This is a genomic window from Lachnoclostridium sp. An169 (assembly GCF_002160525.1).
GTDB lineage: Bacteria > Bacillota > Clostridia > Lachnospirales > Lachnospiraceae > Mediterraneibacter > Mediterraneibacter cottocaccae.
The window spans coordinates 13,144-28,538 of record NZ_NFKT01000044.1 but is presented as its reverse complement, the minus strand read 5'-3'; the positions used below and the strand labels follow the sequence as shown (position 1 = coordinate 28,538).

At 48.0% G+C, this 15,395-nt stretch carries 17 protein-coding genes and 1 pseudogene; 13 read left to right on the top strand and 5 right to left on the bottom strand.

Features of this window, described 5'->3' with window-relative positions; genetic code table 11:
• The first annotated feature begins 112 nt into the window (after window positions 1-112).
• From B5F07_RS20355 to B5F07_RS20305, 11 genes and pseudogenes are all read left to right on the top strand, one after another.
• Window positions 113-481: an ATP-binding cassette domain-containing protein gene (locus B5F07_RS20355; protein ID WP_087163030.1), complete on the top strand. Its 369-nt coding sequence runs from the start codon at window positions 113-115 to the stop codon at window positions 479-481.
• Entirely contained in the window at window positions 475-1,368 is an 894-nt protein-coding gene (locus B5F07_RS20350; protein WP_392391215.1) for an MSCRAMM family protein, read from the top strand. The genes B5F07_RS20355 and B5F07_RS20350 overlap by 7 nt, the downstream gene beginning before the upstream one ends.
• Window positions 1,362-1,803, top strand: a pseudogene (locus B5F07_RS20345) (type IV secretory system conjugative DNA transfer family protein); the annotation flags it as partial. The gene B5F07_RS20350 and the pseudogene B5F07_RS20345, both read left to right, overlap by 7 nt.
• A gap of 243 nt (window positions 1,804-2,046) precedes the next feature.
• Entirely contained in the window at window positions 2,047-2,301 is a 255-nt protein-coding gene (locus tag B5F07_RS20340) for a helix-turn-helix domain-containing protein (RefSeq protein WP_087163028.1), read from the top strand.
• Between the two features lie 252 nt (window positions 2,302-2,553).
• Window positions 2,554-2,760, top strand: a complete 207-nt coding sequence (locus B5F07_RS20335; RefSeq protein WP_087163027.1) for a helix-turn-helix domain-containing protein — start codon at window positions 2,554-2,556, stop codon at window positions 2,758-2,760.
• Window positions 2,761-2,777: 17 nt separating this feature from the next.
• Window positions 2,778-4,193 (top strand): helix-turn-helix domain-containing protein, encoded by a 1,416-nt coding sequence (locus tag B5F07_RS20330; RefSeq protein ID WP_087163026.1) that lies wholly within the window; start codon window positions 2,778-2,780, stop codon window positions 4,191-4,193.
• A 386-nt stretch (window positions 4,194-4,579) separates the two neighbouring features.
• Window positions 4,580-4,828 carry a hypothetical protein gene (locus tag B5F07_RS20325; RefSeq protein WP_087163025.1) on the top strand — a complete coding sequence of 83 codons (249 nt, stop codon included), beginning with the start codon at window positions 4,580-4,582 and terminating at the stop codon, window positions 4,826-4,828.
• A gap of 195 nt (window positions 4,829-5,023) precedes the next feature.
• Window positions 5,024-5,368, top strand: coding sequence for a hypothetical protein (locus B5F07_RS20320; protein WP_087163024.1), 345 nt, complete (start codon window positions 5,024-5,026; stop codon window positions 5,366-5,368).
• Window positions 5,358-5,543 carry a hypothetical protein gene (locus B5F07_RS20315; protein WP_087163023.1) on the top strand — a complete coding sequence of 62 codons (186 nt, stop codon included), beginning with the start codon at window positions 5,358-5,360 and terminating at the stop codon, window positions 5,541-5,543. Before B5F07_RS20320 ends, B5F07_RS20315 begins: the two co-directional genes overlap by 11 nt.
• A gap of 162 nt (window positions 5,544-5,705) precedes the next feature.
• Entirely contained in the window at window positions 5,706-7,697 is a 1,992-nt protein-coding gene (locus tag B5F07_RS22900; RefSeq protein WP_087163022.1) for an InlB B-repeat-containing protein, read from the top strand.
• 163 nt (window positions 7,698-7,860) lie between these two features.
• Window positions 7,861-9,720: an LPXTG cell wall anchor domain-containing protein gene (locus B5F07_RS20305; RefSeq protein WP_087163021.1), complete on the top strand. Its 1,860-nt coding sequence runs from the start codon at window positions 7,861-7,863 to the stop codon at window positions 9,718-9,720.
• Between the two features lie 514 nt (window positions 9,721-10,234).
• Here the strand turns inward: B5F07_RS20305 and B5F07_RS23235 are convergent.
• Genes B5F07_RS23235 through B5F07_RS20290 form a run of 3 tightly spaced genes read right to left on the bottom strand, consistent with a single transcriptional unit; the run spans window position 10,235 to window position 12,468 of the window.
• On the bottom strand, window positions 10,235-10,510 hold the full coding sequence (locus B5F07_RS23235) for a DUF6262 family protein (RefSeq protein ID WP_242972614.1): 276 nt from the start codon (window positions 10,508-10,510) through the stop codon (window positions 10,235-10,237).
• Complete coding sequence (locus tag B5F07_RS20295; protein WP_087163020.1) at window positions 10,497-12,008, bottom strand: tyrosine-type recombinase/integrase; 1,512 nt, start codon at window positions 12,006-12,008, stop codon at window positions 10,497-10,499. Before B5F07_RS20295 ends, B5F07_RS23235 begins: the two co-directional genes overlap by 14 nt.
• Window positions 12,001-12,468 (bottom strand): tyrosine-type recombinase/integrase, encoded by a 468-nt coding sequence (locus B5F07_RS20290; RefSeq protein ID WP_275533133.1) that lies wholly within the window; start codon window positions 12,466-12,468, stop codon window positions 12,001-12,003. Before B5F07_RS20290 ends, B5F07_RS20295 begins: the two co-directional genes overlap by 8 nt.
• Here B5F07_RS20290 and B5F07_RS20285 point away from each other — a divergent pair.
• Window positions 12,434-12,952, top strand: coding sequence for an HAD family hydrolase (locus tag B5F07_RS20285; protein WP_087163019.1), 519 nt, complete (start codon window positions 12,434-12,436; stop codon window positions 12,950-12,952). The two genes, B5F07_RS20290 and B5F07_RS20285, sit on opposite strands and share 35 nt — an antisense overlap.
• A 64-nt stretch (window positions 12,953-13,016) precedes the next feature.
• Here B5F07_RS20285 and B5F07_RS20280 read toward each other — a convergent pair whose 3' ends face one another.
• Complete coding sequence (locus B5F07_RS20280; protein WP_087163018.1) at window positions 13,017-13,493, bottom strand: helix-turn-helix transcriptional regulator; 477 nt, start codon at window positions 13,491-13,493, stop codon at window positions 13,017-13,019.
• Between the two features lie 94 nt (window positions 13,494-13,587).
• Here B5F07_RS20280 and B5F07_RS20275 point away from each other — a divergent pair, with 94 nt between their 5' ends.
• Window positions 13,588-14,043: a GNAT family N-acetyltransferase gene (locus B5F07_RS20275; protein WP_087163017.1), complete on the top strand. Its 456-nt coding sequence runs from the start codon at window positions 13,588-13,590 to the stop codon at window positions 14,041-14,043.
• A gap of 165 nt (window positions 14,044-14,208) precedes the next feature.
• On the opposite strand, the gene B5F07_RS20270 is transcribed toward B5F07_RS20275, so the two are convergent.
• On the bottom strand, window positions 14,209-15,252 hold the full coding sequence (locus B5F07_RS20270; RefSeq protein ID WP_087163016.1) for an AraC family transcriptional regulator: 1,044 nt from the start codon (window positions 15,250-15,252) through the stop codon (window positions 14,209-14,211).
• Window positions 15,253-15,395: the final 143 nt, after the last annotated feature.

The following is a 15,395-nucleotide window of genomic DNA, read 5'->3' as shown; positions in this document are numbered from 1 at the left end:
GCAGCTTATCTTTTAGCAGATAACTGTCCAACTAAAAGTAGAAGGGGGATTTTCGCCCTTTCGCAACTTACAGATACACCAAAACAAATTAGCACAACAGGTTAATTTAGTAATGGAATATAAGAAAGGTGTAAAAAGCCTGGATCATGTAAATTTGAATATTGATCACGGGATATATGGTCTTTTAGGAGAAAATGGGGCCGGAAAAACTACATTGATGAAAATTTTAGTAACACTGCTTACTCCCACTTCTGGAACAGCAGAAATAAACGGACTTACTGTTGAACCGAAAAACTTTGAAACCATCAAAAAACAAATTGGATATTTACCGCAAGAGTTTGGTCTGTACCCGAACCTTACAGTCCGTGAGTCTTTGGAATATGTCGGAATTATGTCCGGCGTGCAGTTTATGAAATCACTGCAATCGAAGATGTTTATACTTTGGACGGAACGCTCCGCTACTCTGCCGGAGAGGTGGTAGCGACAATCACCACAGGTACAGACGGCACTGCTACAGGCGAACCGTTGTACCTCGGCAAATTTGAAATCAAAGAAACCAAAGCGCCGCACGGCATGGCGCTCAATCCCGAACCGCAGACCGTGGAACTTGTCTACGCCGGACAGGAAGTGGAAATCACATCCGTCTCCTCCGCATTCTATAACGAGCGCCAGCGTGTGCAGATTGACCTTTCCAAAGTATTGGAACAGGACGAGAAGTTCGGTATCGGACAGAACGGCGAAATCCTCTCGGTACAGTTCGGCTTGTATGCAGCCGAGGATATCACAGCGGCAGACGGCATGGCTATCCCGAAGGACGGTCTCATTGAAATTGCTTCCTGCGATGAAAACGGAAAAGCTGTTTTTGCAACAGATCTCCCGGTGGGTGCAAAGCTCTATGTGAAGGAATACAGCACAGACGAGCATTACCTCATCAGCGATGAAATCTATCCTGTGGAATTTGCCTATGCAGGACAGGAAACGGCAGTCGTGAATATCTCCGTAAATGACGGTCAGCCGATGGAGAACAAGCTTATCAGAGGCTCAGTCATCGGCAAGAAGATTGACGAGGACGGCTTTGCCATCTGCGGCGCCATCTTCGGATTGTTTAAGGCAGACGAAACGGAATTTACTGAGGATACCGCTATTCTTACCGCCGAGTCCAATGAAATCGGCGTGTTCGGATTTGAAAATGTACCGTTTGGAAATTGGATAATCCGTGAACTAAAAGCTGCCCCGGCATTTGTATTGAACGAAACGACCTACCCGGTGACCATCTCTGAAAACGAAGAAATCGTAGAGATTGAGATTGAAAACCGCTTTATTGTGGGCAGCGTACAGACCACAAAGGTGGATGCCCAGCAGAAATGATGTTCTCCGCCTCCCGTTCAAGGCGATTGCAGATCGTGCCGATCATCCAGTCCTTTTCTCAGCTTGAAAAGAACTACGGCAAGGAAGGTGCGGAAATTATCATAGACAATACCCAGCTCACCATCTTCGGCGGCTTTGCTCCTCAAAGCACTTCTGCGGAAACCCTGTCCAAAGCCTTGGGCAGCCGAACTGTCATGTCCGGTTCGGTATCAAGAAGCAAGAACGATCCGTCCGAATCGCTGCAGATGATAGAACGGCCGCTGATGACGCCGGATGAATTAAAGAGTATGCCCAAAGGGCAGTTTGTGGTGATGAAAACAGGCTTCTACCCGATGAAGGTAAAGCTGAAACTGTTCTTCAAATGGGGCATTCAGTTTGATGAGAAGAATCCCTACGCCGTTGCCGATCAGGGAAACCGCAAGGTGGAGTATGCCTCGAAGAAGGACATTATGGACGGCATCGTGAAGAAATACCGTCTTGACCTGTTAGCGCCGCCCGAACCTGCAGACGAAGGCAATGCATCCGGCGGTCAGGATCAGGCGAAGGACGAAAGCAGCCAACCACAGACGAAAAAACAGCAGACAAGGGATAAGAAGAAAACAGGCGGATCAAATCTGCAGACTTCCCCAAGAGCTCGCAGGACTCCGCCTCAAGAACCAAAGCCGGAGGTGAGTGCCAATGGGCAGACTTGATAAGCTATACAAAACCGATGTGCCGCATCGGGCAAAGCTCGTGTATATCTATCTCCATGACCGCATGGATAAGGAGCGAAAGGCGTGGCCGGGGCTAAACACTATCGCCTCCCACCTCTCACTCTCCCGTTCCACTGTTAAACGAGCCGTCAAGGATTTAGAGAAAGCCGGACTGATACGAAAGGAGCCGCACTGCCGTGAAAACGGCAGTGCGACCTCCAATCGATACTATCTGCTGTGAGCCGAAAAAAACAAATCTCGTCCGCCAAGGGAGAACTATGCCTAAACAGTGGACTGAGGGGCGGTTCATTTTGACCCGCCTTGAAGTACCCACTTTAAGAGAGAATACAGCAGAAAGAGAAAACACAGACTATTTGCTGTTACTCCTCTGTTAATGTTTTTCTCATAAAATATTTTGACAAGTCAAATTAAAGCTCGACTTATCAAATTGTTTCTGCTATAATAAATATATTCTGTTTATGAGGTGAACAAAATGGCGGTTCAGTACAATAAGCTTTGGAAGCTGCTGATAGATAAAAAGATAAAGCCTTCTGCTTTGTCGAAAATGACAGGGATTGCCCCCTCTATTATGGCGAAGCTGGACAGGGATGAATATGTGGCTCTTTCCGTACTGGAACGGATCTGCCTGACTCTGGATTGCGACATCGGCGATGTGGTTGAGATCGTAAAAGAACCATAGGACGGGGGTGAAAACATATGAAACATCATTTTGTTTTTAACAAGCCGGCGATTCACTTTATCCTTTTGGTCGGCATTTTCACTTTTGTCTTTTTAGGTGCGGAATATCTGTTTGTCAATATGATCTCCCTGTCGGTGACGGAAGGGAAAACCGTCATTGCCCAGAACTATGCGCTGGGCGCCAGCGCCGTCGGCTTTTTCCTGTATCCGGCCATGGAACGCTGGGTTGGAAGGCGCTATAAAAGCGCGCTGACCTTTATCCTGGCGCTGGGTGCGATTATCTGTACCTTCATTGTCCAGCAGCATATCTCCTATGCGGCGACTATGACAGCAGGGATGGTGCTGTTTCTGCTGCTGGGCGTTTTCGGCAGCGCCGTCCACTATCTGGCTTCCGTCACCATAGACGGCGACAATGCATTGGCACGGCTGGCGGGGATCGCCTACGCTCTGGGAATTCTGCTCCAGTATGCAAACAACAACCTTGTCAACCTGGAGGTTGCGGAGGCGGCGTTTCTTTCGGTATTTCTGGCGGCTTTGAGCCTGCTGGTCATCCGAACGAGACAGGCCGGCCAAAGCCGCATCGAAATGACGGAGACTGCGGCTTTGGCCTCAAAATCAGAAACAGACATTTCCCTCACCCGGAAAAAACGGACGGCGGGCATTATGCTGGCGCTGCTGGTAGTGCTGATGGCATGTGTGTTCAGCACACTGGACAACGCCGTGACCCTCCGCCATGCGGGCGGGACGGATATCGGGCAGTGGCCCCGCCTGTTGCTGGCGCTCAGCGGCCTCGCCGCAGGCTTTGTCTTCGATATCCGAAAGCGGAAGTATATGGGGCTTATCATGTACTGCGTGATGATGCTGTCGGTTCTGTCCATTGTGGTACTGAACCTGGGCGCTCCGTTCCTGATTGGACTGGTGGTCTTTTACCTGTCCTCGGGCTTTTTCGTTGTCTTTTTCACAGCGGGCTTTATGGAGCTTTCCCGGCATATGCGCCTGCCGTCGCTGTGGGCGGGCATGGGCCGCGCCATGAATAACGTGAGCGCCGCCCTGATCGCCAGCGGATCGGTGGCGCTGCTGTCCACCGGCAACAGCCTGGCCGCCATTGTCATCGCCCTGGTGCTGTTCGTGGCGGTCAGCGTTGTTATGACTGTGTATACCGCCCGCATGAACGCCGTCAAAGAACCCAAGGAGCCGCCTGCTTCCCAAAAGTCGGACGAAGAGCGAAGGGAGGCGTTCATCGCAAAATACGGGCTGACCGAACGGGAATGGGATGTGTTCTCCAAGATGATTTCCTCGGACAGCAGCGCCCAGGAGATAGCCGACTGCCTGTTCCTGTCCAAGCGGACGGTGGAACGGCATATCTCCGCCCTGTACAAAAAGACAGGCGCAAAATCCCGCATCACTATGTACCTGCTTTACCGCAACGATTAACATACTGGCTGACACCCTGCTTTCTCTCCGGAGAGGCAGGGTGTTTTTGTGTGCGGTAACGAATTGTCCTGATGAAAAATATCGTTTTCCCCATCTGAAAAATGAAATTTACGCCATTCGGCATCCGCGAAAGGAAAAATCAGGAAAGAAAAGCACACCTCATCCCCTACTTGGAACGATTAGAAGTTATGCATATATAAAGCCTCAAAATAGTTGCTTTGATTTATATAATATGCACAAGTGGCGGTTCACCGCCACCTGTTTTGATACGATTGGCGGGGTTTACGCATAGACAATCCGGCCTCTTTTCACCTAAAATGAAAACTTAGGAATCTACTTCTTCCCGGCGTCCGCCACGATTCCCCAAAAATTCAGGAGGAAAAGAAATGATGGAATACGTTCAAAGAGAACTTCCCTATGTGCGCTCCTATGTCCTGCGCTCGGTGTATGGTATGCTGCGGCAGGAAGGGATTGCTTTTGGGGAGGAAGCGCCGGGAAAGATTATTGCCGAATGCAGAGCAGACGGAACAGACGTCTCCCTTTCCATAACGGCGGAGGAAAAAGCGTTTGGAACTGAACTGACGATTTCACTGCGCCGCCCCTGCGATGGAATGTCAAAGCAGAAGGTGGCTTGAAGTATGCAGGAGATGCTGGATCAGATTGTCCGGCATTTGGAACATATCCTGATGACAGAGGGAACGGATGATGCCAAAGCAAAATGATACTGCTTTTCGGAATCTTGCCGTGTGACTGATGGGTCGGCACTGCGGTGATGTGCAGGAGAAGTTCTCCGCTCTGTATGGCGATTAAAACGAAAGGAGAGAAACGGAATGTGTCAAGTGAAAAGGCTCCTTCCCTATGTCCGGCGGTATGTGCAGATGGCTGTTTACGACGTGCTGGACGCGGAGGGGGCGGAATACTGGAAGAATGAAAGCGGCGCGGTGGTCGCCCGGCTTTCGGTTTACGGGAACGTCAGCACCTTCAGCCTTTCGACAGAGATACAGGATGTGGGGACCGGACTGACGGTTTCCGTACGTGATCCCTGTCCCGGCCTGTCGGCCAAGGGAGAGGAACGGGCGGTGACCGCCGTAGCCGATATGGTCGCCCAGTACCTTGAGAACGAGCTGATGATCAACCGCCGCTGTTTCGTGCAGGATCGGCATTATGCTGTGTAAGGAACAGCGGCCGGCCCCAAGCGTGAAATTCTGTCCGAAATGCAGGGCGCCGCTCTCCCGCAGAGCGCTCCAGTGCGATAAAGGGCAAAACGCCGTCTATATCGTTCTGCTGGTCTCCTGCGGCGTACTGGGAATACTGGACTGCAGGCGGAAAAAGGTGGTGGTCGAGGAATAAGGCTGAGAGATAAAACAAAACCGGCAAAAGCGCCTGCAGGCGGGGCTTCATGCAAAACCTGTCCCAGGCAGCCGGCAGGAAAAATTTTTAGAAGGGGCGCCCCTTCTATCCTTTGCTTACACCAAAGGATAAACAATCTTATTTGACAAGGAGGAAACAATCATGAAGCGAAAAATACTTGCAGGTTTGCTGACGCTTTGCATGGCGGCGGGAATGGCCGTACCGGCAGCCGCAGCCACTACGCCTGCTGAACAGGAGCCGGGCGCTGACGGCCCGAAATACACACACGTAGACCACGTTTTGAATGAGGATACGCATATAAACAACATCGATATACTGGTTATGCCCGGCGAGAGTTTCACCGCACAGCCCAACATGGAGATTGACAAGCGCGATTGCATGTGTGTCACGGCGGACGGAAAGTGGAAGTATGTAACTACGCTTAGATTCATGCATGCAGACCTGTATTTGGGATATGTTGATAGTCCTAATTACAGTGCTCATGAACCGAGGTATGTAAGTGATGGCTATTTAACAACCAGCACGCCGGATTTGTCAAAGCTGGAACCCATAACAAAATATTATGACAATGCGATAAAGATTGCCATTGAAAACAAGTTATTAGAGATCGACCCATCAGCCTATGGGGAAGAAGAATATAGTAATTTACAGTCCGCTTTGGAAGCGGCATGCGAACTTCCGGGGCATACTTTCAATGCAGGATATGTTAACAATACTGGTTTACCCATGCTTTTAACAGCTTGTTATGCCGGCGGCAAGGGAGCCGAAGGCGAGAAAGTGGGCACAGAAGGCTGCGGACACGTCGGTCATGGGCCTGTACGATCGATGTATGGCGGAGGTTTCTCTCAGTTCTATGTTACCTTTTATGAGCCTTATTACAATATAAACTATGAAGGCGTGGAAAACTATTTTACCGAGGAAGAATTGGCGGATTTGCCTGACCGCTATTATATCCAGCGGGAAGAGCAGCAGATTGTTCTGCCAAATCCTGTTCGGCCCGGCTATCATTTTAAAAACTGGAGAGAATCAGGGTATGATACAATTATTGGTTCGGGTGAAACAAAAACGGTAAAAGACGGTAAAACCTTTATAACCTTTGATTTTGAAAACAGTTTAAGATATGGGGCAGGGGACAAAAACTTGGCGCCAATCTTTACAAGAGGCTGTACGGTTACTTTCAATCCCAACGGCGGAGCATTGAAGGACGGGGAAAAAGCTATCCGTGAAATTGACCTCAAGAGCGTGGAAAACGGACAGTTTTTCGACATCGGAGGGGTTATCCCCGTGCGTGAGGGTTACACCTTTGCAGGCTGGTATACATCGCCCGACTGCACAGATGAAAGCCGGATTGCAAATACCGCAAGCGACGAGTGGATCAATGCGTATGATATGCAGGTTTACGCAAAATGGGAGAAAAATGTTACCGAACTGACCAACTCCGACACCAACGTTTCCATCTCCCTGACCGACGGTGTGCCGGAGGACGCGACCCTTTCCGCTGATACTATCGCGCAGGAAAGCGTACTGGAAAGCCGTCCGGAGCTGAAAGAGGAGCTGCCGGGCCTGCTGTCCATTTACGACATCAGCGTCCGCCAGAATGGGGAAACCCTTGAAATCAAGGACAATCCCATGACGGTGAAAATCCCGCTGAACGACCACCTGAAAGGCTACAAATACTATCAGGCGGTGTATCTGGGCGACCCATTGGAACGCTTTGACGCGGTGGTGGAAGGAGACTTCCTCGTGTTTGAAACCGACCATTTGAGCCAGTACGCAATCCTTGGTTCTAACACGCCGTTTGAAACCAGCGAAAAGCCGACCGACCCCACCGACCCAACTGACCCCACTACTCCAACAGATCCCACCGATCCGGCTGGGCCGACTGACCCGACCACCCCGACAGACCCGACTGAGCCAACGGATCCTACTGACCCGACCACTCCTACCGACCCGACTGAGCCAACCGATCCAGCCAAGCCCGAACAGCAGGGCAAGCCTTCTGGGCAAACAGAAAGCCCACAGACCGGGGACAGCAGCGATATGGCGCTGTGGATCAGCCTGATGATGGTTTCCTGCGGCGGATTGCTGGGGATGCTGTTCTACAAACGGAAAAAAACAGCGGCCGGGAAATAAGGCTTAAAGAAGGTTATTCGTTCCGCCCTGGCTGCCTGAACCGGCGCACCGGGGAACGGATGGCATAGAACACCGAGAAAAAAGGGGGGGGGTGACACACCAAAAAGAATGATCAAACCCGTGTATTCACATAAATGTTATCTTGAAAGGAGAAAAATCAATCATGAAACTAAAGCGCAAACTTCTTGCAGGACTGCTGACGCTTTGTATGGCTGTTGGAATGGCTGTGCCGGCATTTGCGGAGAACGGCCCCTCGTCCGGGGACATGAGCGCCGCATGGGTGCAGCTGTATGATAGCAGTGTAGAAGAACCCGATGGCTATGTACTTTATAGCAACGGCGGCGAGGCTGACACGGTGGAGGGCGCTGTCTATGACAAGGCTACCAACACCATCACCCTGACAAACTACAACCACCCGGAAATGACCCTTGCCACCAACGAGATGGGCGACGATTTGAAGCTTCATCTGGTGGGTGACAATCATATCGCCGAACTGGTTGTATGGGGCTTCGGCTGGGGCGGCAATCTGGAAATTACCGGAGACGGCTCCCTGACCATCAATGAAAACAAAACGTCTCAGACTGCGGCGATCCGCTTTATGGCCGAGGGAACACAGGGTCTGCTCAAGGTCGGCTCAAACGCTTCTGTGACAGCGTATAAGAGCGCAGGTGAAAACACTTACTCTGCTGCCTTTATATCGACAACATCCTCAACCCTTCCCTTCACAGGTAATCTGGAAACAGAGCTTGCCCTGACCGCCAATTCCGGCATCGAGGGGGAGACCACCGAATGGGAAAATGTCATATATGAAAGTAATTATGTTGCTCAAGACTGGAAGGTTCTCACCAAGGGCGAGGACGGAAAGAAATACGGCGTTAGTTACGGAACAATCTACACCGGCAGCGATTTAACAAACGGCAAGCCTGTGGGCTATATCCACGAGCTGGTGAAGGTGGAAGGACTTCCTAGCCAAAAAGAATATCTTGCCGTTCAAATTGCTACCGTTGACGGACTTGAAAAGGACGCTCTGCCTGAGGGATATACCGACTCAGGGGAAACCATCAGCGCCAAAATAGGCGATATCAGCTCTATGACAGTGCTGATCAAGGACGGGCAGAGGTTTTATTGGGGAGTAGACCCGAATCATTCCCAGTGGTTGGTCTATCAGACCGCCGTTGATGACGTAACTGCGGAGGATTGGGGTCAGACAACCTTGACAAAAATTGTAGTGCCTGTGGCTGGAGAAGGCGTCAGCGGTGCGACCGAAGAAGATATTCCGGCAGGCTATACCACCAACGTGGTAAAGACCGGCATGTATAGCTACTACTGCACCAATGATGTGATCAAAGTATCCCCGTCCGGGACTTCTACCGATCCGGGCACTGATCCTGGAACAAAACCTGGTGAGGATACTGGCGTCAAAGATCTGACTGCTTCCGAAACCGGCGTTTCCATCTCCCTGACCGACGGCGTGCCAGAGGGAGCAGAGCTTTATGCCGACACCATTGCACAGGAAAGCGTGCTGGGAAGCCGTCCGGAACTGAAAGAGGAACTGCCGGGCCTGCTGTCCATTTACGACATCAGCGTTAGAAAAGACGGTAAAGCTCTGGAAATCAAGGACAACCCCATGACGGTCAAAATCCCGATGAACGACCACCTGAAGGGCTACAAATACTACCAGGCGGTATATCTGGGTGACCCGCTGGAACGCTTTGATGCAGTGGTGGAAGGTGACTTCCTGGTGTTTGAGACTACCCATCTGAACCAGTATGCTATCCTTGGCTCCAACACACCGTTTGAAACCAGCGAAAAGCCCACCGACCCCACTACTCCTACAGACCCTACAGACCCGACTGACCCAGCCAAGCCCGAACAGCCTGACAAGCCTTCTGAGAAAACAGAAAGCCCCCAGACCGGAGACAGCAGCAATATGATGCTGTGGATTGGTCTAATGTTGGCCTCCTGCGGCGGTGTTATAGGTATGGCGGTTTACAGCAAAAGAAAAAAACTGCATGCTAAATAACAGATGATTGAGATTTCATCTCATTGACAACATCAGTTACAGGCGGTGACGGCTTAAAAACCGCCACCGTCTTTTTTGTGCTAATTTAAGCGATGGAACTATTAACAATGAAAAAAATTATAATTGTGGCGGTATGCCTGATAATTGCGGCTTTATCTATTTATAAAATTTCAGGGTATTTGCTGGAAATGCTGGAAAGCCAAAATTTGAACGATTCACTTACGAAGGAAGCAGTAATGAAACTTCCACAGGACGCTGAAAGCAACCAGTCGGAACAAGAATCTGTACAGGAAACTGCGCCGATCATAGTAGATTTTGAGGTTTTACAGACAGAAAACAAGGACATCATCGCATGGCTGCACTGCCCCGATACCAAGATAAACTATCCGGTGGCGCAGAGCGAGGATAACAGCTACTACCTTCGTCGCCTGCTGGACGGCTCTTGGAACACGGCAGGGACCATTTTTATGGACTACCGCAACAGCGCAGATTTTTCAGACCGGCATACTGTGATTTACGGACATAATATGAAGAATGATACAACGATTTCGTTGTCCATCGCCATATCGAGAATGTTCTTTCGGGGATCAGTCATTCCGACCTGCTGTTCAAGTGCCTTGTCCAGTGTGCTTCGTACAATGGGGTTCTTGTAAAAAAATCCTCTCGACAATCCTGTCTTAGCAATCAGCTTCGGAATCGTTATTTTCTCTCCCTCATCCAGCATTTTAAAGATTGTCTTTTTAGCAAGTTCAATCTTGTCCGCACTGCTCTTTCGGTTACAGGCGACCATCTTTTCGTATTTGCTCATATTCATCCTCCCATCCGTCTAAGTTGTTTAATATTATCGCCGAGAGCTTCTGCCGTGCCTTTCGGGTTTCATCGGCAAGTAGTTGATTGCTCATCTTGCGATAGTATTTTACATTCCGGACACTGCTGTGTCCCAGCAACTTGGCGATAGTCCAATCATCCAGATGCATTTCTGTCAGCTTTACGCCGTAATAATGCCGGTAGATATGTGTGCTGAATCCGAAGAGCTCACCGTTGTCATCCCTTAAGTCCTTGTCGTAAATCATCGCCGTGACTCGATATTGCACTTTGGTATATGGCATAGCGTGTGCTGTATCTTTATCATCCACGAAGATGTAAGGGGTATCCCCGTATTTTTCTTTGGTATAATCAATTGCCATTTGGATTAAAGCTGCAAGCTCTGCACTGATTGGTTTTTCATAAGGCTTTGTTTTCATTTGCCGGATTCGGATAATGATTTCACCGTTTTTTTCCGACAGGCAGTCGGGAGCGAGCGTCAGTGTATCAGAGATTCGTGTGCCGAGCATTTGATGGATAATCATCAGCCTTGCAGTCTGCTCATCCAGCTTGACAATCTCCCGGTTGAGGCGCTTGAGTTCTTCGTCCGAATAAGTTTTGAAGGCTGCTTTCGGCGTCTGCGGAATATCTCTTGTAAGAAACAGCCCGATTAAATTCGGATAATCACACATCTGACCGATGCTTTCCAGCAGGCAGCGCAGGCGGTTTAGGTCTGCATGGAAATGTTTGGTTTCCGTTGCCTCTGTTTTGAGGTAGGTAAGATATTCTTCAACCACCTTGCGGCTGATGTCCTTGCAGGACTGGATGTCTGGCTGCCGTTCTTCAAGATACCGTGACAACCTCCGCACTGCTGTCAGTTCTTTTATCACGCAGGCGATGGCTTCGCTTTGCAGGTTGAGGTAGATGCCTTTTTTCACTTCCTGCCGGATACCGTCCTGCGATATCTTTGTGAAGTTTAAGGTTCGGACTCTCTTGATCGGATTGGCTCTGAACTCGATGCCGAGCTTATCAAGCTCCCAGATATCCTTTTCTTCTTCCTGGCGGTTATCCGTTGAGAGGAATTTCAACATGCGTTCAAGGTAGGATATTTCCCGAGCCTTTACCATTAAGGTGTTTCCGTTGATGGCGGTCTGTCTTTTATATAAAGGCATCTGTTCCTTGAACATCCATATTTTAAACCGCTTTATCCATGCCTCTGCACTTATGTCATGCAGGCTCGAACCGGGTTTGGCAGTATCCTGTAAAAACTGGCACACCTTTTTGAACTGCTGCAGGTCGTTATACAGCCTCGTTAAACAGACCTGCGTGCTTCGCCACTTTATAAAATCCGTTATTTCCTCACGCAGCTTTGATGCCGGTATCGGTTCTAAGTCGTAATATGGATTTTTGTTGATCTGCTTTTTCAAGAATTTCGCTTTCTCTGCCTCGTCATATAAATCCCATAAATAAATCCGGTTATCCATCTGTCTTTTCACCTCTTTTCATGCAAGCCGCCAGACTGTGCCGGCTGAAGTATTCCTCGCTTGCTTTTTCAATTTTCTTTGGCATATAGTCGATATACTGCTCGGTCATTTCTTCGTAGTCATGACCGAGGTAATCACGGATACTCTGCAGCGATACGCCCGTGTCGTAAAAATAGGTCGCTATCGTATGGCGGTAATCATGGGATTTGAACACATAGCCGCCGTTCTGAATGTTGTTGAGTTCGCAGTATTTCAACATATTGTAGCGGAAGGTTGACTTGCAGTATGCGCCGCCTTTTGCATTTTGGAATACATAATCATCCGCTTTGATGCCATGCTTTTTCAGATAAACCTTCGTTAGCTTATACAAGGCGTCCGGAATCGGGATTCGCTTATAAGTTCTCATCTTTATCTGATACACCTGAATCCAAGCGTCCTTCTGGAAAAAATTCGCTGGTATCTACGGTGAAAAGAAGCTTGCGGACAAGCCACTGTTTGATGAATTCTACGAAAAGGATTTTCAAGCAGCAAAAGGATTTTGCGGATTTAACCCGAACGCTGCAATCGCGGTTCACACCGCAAAAGAAATGGGAATGCGGGTAGCGCTGGCGACAAATCCCATTTTCCCTGCTGTTGCCACGGAAAGCAGGATCCGTTGGGCCGGCCTGGAACCGGAAGATTTTGAATTATATACCACTTATGAGAGCATTGGATTCTGCAAGCCTAATCCTGCTTATTACCTGGAGATCGCAGCACGGCTTGGTGTGGAGCCGGAGCAATGTCTGATGGTCGGCAATGATGTGACCGAGGATATGGTAGCTGAATCCATTGGAATGCGGGTATTTCTGCTGACCGATTGTTTGATCAATAAAGAAAGAAAAAATATTGCAGAGTATCCCCGGGGAAGCTTCGCTCAGTTAATACAGTTTATTGACACTCTTTGAGGCTTGCGGAAATACACTTAGAATGAACAAGCCTCAGAAGCGTAGCGGTTTCTGAGGCTTTGTCTTACTGTTCTTCCTGAAATGCTTTTTTGTATTTTGCCGGTGTGGTTCCATATTGCTGTTTAAATTCCCGGATGAACTGTGTGGTGTCAGAATAGCCGATGGAATCACAGACTTCATTAAGCTTCTTATCCGTGGTCTGAAGCAGTTTTTTTGCCTGCTTCAATTTAAATTCTCGAAGGATTTTAGTAAAAGTCAAGCCGGCCTCCTCCCGAAACAGCTTGCACAGATAGGGCTCGCTGTAGCCAAAGTGGTGGGCAAGTCCCCGGAGCGTTATATTCTGATAATTTTCAAACATATAGTTCATGATTTCAAGCATCTTGCCCTCAAGCTTTGTGCCGGCATACAGGAACTTCACTGTGTCCCGGAAGTTCTGCATGCAATAAATCAGAACGGACTGCAGCAAGTGGGAGATGAGTTCATCGTGATAGCAGGCTTCATTCGTCTGCTGTTCATAGACGGTGAGTAGCATGTCGCGCATGAAAACATCGTCACCGCAGTCGAAGCAGACCGGGACGGCAAGAAGCGGCAGATTAGGAATATGAAAATCCCGAAAGTATTCAGATGGAACTGATATTGTAGCATTAATTGAGGAAATCAGAGTCTCACGATATTATATTCCGGAACTGTCTTTTGTGGCAGAATTAGATGGGAAAATTGTTGGTCACTTTTTATTTTCACATTTTCCGCTGTCTAAAACAGCGAAAGGTGAACATATAGATAGTAATGACATTGTTATGTTGGCTCCCGTGTCTGTGCATGCAGATTATTTTCATAAACATGTGGGTGTTACGATGCTGACATTAGGAATTCAGAAAGTAAAAGAAGCTGGATTCAAGGGCATTACTGTAGAAGGAGACTTTCATTTTTATAATCGTGTAGGATTTAAAACATCATCTGAATATAATATATACCCAACAAGTGGACATCCAATGAAAGAACCAAGATGTATGATGTGTCAGGAAACCTTTGAAGGTTCGTTGGAAGGAATACAAGGATATATTGTTTATGATATGTACTATAATGCATAAATTTCGATATCATAGAACAATGCAGTCTGAGTTGAACTTATAACAGGGGCGTCGTACACATTGCAGGAAGCATATAGTATTGCAGAAGCTGTGCATGATGATATTTTGGAACGATAATTGCGAGTGGGCACCCGAGAAAGGGTTTGAAAACCAAATAGAAGAAGCTTATTTTTTCCCTGGTCCTTTCAAACTGCGATAATAATTGCGGTATTGTTTGGGTGTCATACCTGTATCTTCTTTAAATATCTTGTAAAAATAATGCCGGTTTATATAGCCGGTTTTTTCAATGATCTCCTGAGTGGTGAGCTGTGTGCCAAGAAGGAGACGCTTGGACTCTGTCAGTCGCTTTTCCTGAAGATATTCGGTTAAAGTAATCCCAGATATCTGCTTAAATAATTGGCTGAGATAGCGAGGATTGTAATGAAATTTCTCTGCCAGATTCTGTCTGTTGATGTCATGCAGATGTTCTTGAATATATTTTTGTAACTGCAGCAGCAGTTCGCATTCTTTTTTGCGGTATTGAACCACCTGGTATTTTCCGTGTTCTTGTTGGCTGGTGTAGATCAGCAGTCTTTTGATCAGCTGCCACATGATTTCCAGATAGCCCGGGGCACCCTGGTTTTGTTCCTGAATCAGAGAAGCCAGAATGGAATCACGGTCTTTTTGAAAAGAGGCGTTACTATTTCGCAGAAGGAAATAGTGCTGTTCCTTGCTATGGGTGTCCAGATGAGTGTCCAGCAGCCAGGAAAACAGGCGGTTGGAAGGAAGGGACGCGGACATATCCAGAAAGTCTTGTTTCGGAATATTGATGTTTATGATAATTGTATTTGGATCCCCTAGTTTATCCCAATAGATGCACTTGGTATCAAAGATTATCATATCATTTGTGTGCAGTTGAATATCATCTCCCGGTATTCCAAAGGTAAAGGTACCTTGTAAGACATAGGAAATTCCGTAATAGTTATTGTAGTGTATAAAGCTGTTCTCAGGAGTAGGACCGTATGTTAGGGTAGTGTTATTATCATCATCGGTCATAACAAAGGAATTGATCCCATTCTCCCGGATATCCATAGTCAGGATGATCTTCTTAGGGATGGTCAGTTCGTTTACCTCCTGGGTGCTGTAGGATTTAAAATTGGACTGGGTTAATGGAGCGCTTGTTGCTTTTTTTAACCATTCGCTTATTTGAAATTCGATTTCCGGGATCATTATTCCTGTTTCCTCCCTTGAATAGATGTTTCCAATTTCAATATAGCATATATTTTGATCAATGCAAATTAAAATCTGATAATAGGACACAAAAATAGGGCTTACCTATGGACATGTGGACATTGTTTTGAAGGTCGGATTTG